Source organism: Mesorhizobium sp. M7A.F.Ca.CA.002.05.1.1 (genome assembly GCF_003998335.1).
Classification (GTDB): Bacteria; Pseudomonadota; Alphaproteobacteria; order Rhizobiales; family Rhizobiaceae; genus Mesorhizobium.
Genome location: NZ_RZQI01001090.1, coordinates 1 through 1,767 on the forward strand (window position 1 = coordinate 1; position 1,767 = coordinate 1,767).

Below are 1,767 nucleotides of genomic sequence, written 5' to 3' on the forward strand. Positions count from 1 at the left end.
GTGACGAACACGCATTTGTCGTCGATGCCGGCGACGGCATCGACGACAAATGCGTGTTCGTCACCACGGAAGGCGAGGCAGCAATCTTTGAAGGATCAAACCCCGCTGGTGCGACTGCGGCGGAATGGAACTTGGTCGGCCGCTACGATCTGACGGACCCGATGGGCAAGCGTGGTACGATGCGAGCCGGCGGCGATCTGATCGTGGCCACCAAAGAAGGCCTGGTGCCGATCTCAGCCGCCATCAACAAAGACGCGGCGGCGCTGTCGCTTGCGGCTATCTCCCGCAATATCGAACCGGATTGGAAGCGTGAGGCTGCTCGCCGGCTTTCCCTGCCGTGGGAGATCATCAAGTGGCCGGACATGAACTATGCGATTGTCGCGTTGCCGGTGACGGCGGCCGGACAGGAAGCATGGTCGTTCGTCGTCAATCTCGAAACCGGGGCTTGGTGTAAGTTCGTCGGATGGGCCACGCGCTGCATCGAACTGCATGACAGCCGCCTCTATTTCGGTACCAATGACGGCACGGTTTTCGAGGCCGAGATTGCGGGCAATGATAACGGCTTGCCGATTTACTATACCTATGTCGGCAACCCGGATCACATGAAGTCTCTGGGCGGCTTGAAGACCGTTCACCAGGCGCGCCCGACCTTTCTCAGCGCCACGCCCTACAGCCCGAAAATCTCTTTCTCGGTCAACTATTCCGTCAGTCTGCCGCCAGCCCCTCCGGCGGCGGATGGCGGCACGGCGGACCTGTGGGATTCGGGCCAGTGGGATGTCGCGAAGTGGGACCAGGCGCAGCCTGTTGCATCGGTAGGCGGCGGGCAATGGATTTCGATCGGCAAGACCGGATATGTCATGCAGCCGCAACTGCAAATCACCGGATTTCTGAACCAGCGCCCAGTCACCGAATTCGTTCAGCTCGATGTCACTTTTGAAACGGGAGGCGTCGTTGTCTGACTACGCCATCAGTATCGAGAATTTCAACGCCGCATGGCCCGAGCTGGAACCCATGTGCCGGACTCACTATGGCGAGATGCAAGCTCGGATGGCTGGCGAAGGGATGACGATCGGCGAATTCAAGCCGCGCCTGAACGTCTACGGCGCCGCCGGGCATCTGCTCTGCTTTCTGGTCAGGACCGGCGATGGCGAGGCCGTGGGGTACGCCTTCATCTGGATCACCCAGGACATGCACAATTCCGAGATGATCGCCCAAGAAGACACGATTTACATGCGGCCGGACCATCGCAACGGCATCGGCCGCCGCTTCACCAAGCATATTCTGACTGAACTGAAAGCGCGCGGCTGCGTCAGGGCGCACGTCACCATCGCCACCGATCTACGCGTTGCAAAGATGTGCGAGCGCGTGGGCTTCAAGCGGTCGGCAATCGCCATGACCTATTTTCTCTAGGAGACCCTGACCATGTGTGCCCCAGACGCTCCCGCGCCGCCCGACCCGAAAGAGACATCAGCAGCGTCGACCGCAACGAACGTCGGCACCGCGATTGCGAATGCCAACCTCGGCAACGTCAATCAGGTGACGCCCGATGGCTCGCTGAACTATTCCCAGACGGGAACGTACAAATGGAATGATCCCTACACGGGCAAGTCCTATGACATCCCGACCTACACGGCCACGCAAACGTTGTCGGGAACCGGTCAGGCGATTAAAGACCAGACCGACCAGGCAAAGCTGAACCTGGGCGAACTGGCGGCCGGCCAATCGTCGTTTCTGAAGGATTGGCTCGCCAAGCCGGTCGACCTGTCC

General features: G+C 60.2%; 2 protein-coding genes and 1 pseudogene. All 3 read left to right on the plus strand.

The genetic code is table 11. From position 1 onward, the window contains the following. Positions 1-53 precede the first annotated feature (53 nt). Positions 54-959 (plus strand): hypothetical protein, encoded by a 906-nt coding sequence (locus EN939_RS32785; protein WP_164751448.1) that lies wholly within the window; start codon positions 54-56, stop codon positions 957-959. Next, the gene (locus EN939_RS32790) at positions 925-1,410 is read left to right on the plus strand and encodes a GNAT family N-acetyltransferase (protein ID WP_164748982.1); all 486 of its coding nucleotides are present in this window, start codon (positions 925-927) and stop codon (positions 1,408-1,410) included. The genes EN939_RS32785 and EN939_RS32790 overlap by 35 nt, the downstream gene beginning before the upstream one ends. 12 nt (positions 1,411-1,422) lie before the next feature. Then, positions 1,423-1,767, plus strand: a pseudogene (locus EN939_RS32795) (tail fiber domain-containing protein); the annotation flags it as partial.

What these genes read in the sequence shown, in the direction of transcription:
- EN939_RS32790 (WP_164748982.1), top strand. Translation starts at nt 925, where the DNA reads ATGTCACTTTTGAAACGGGAGGCGTCGTTGTCTGACTACGCCATCAGT.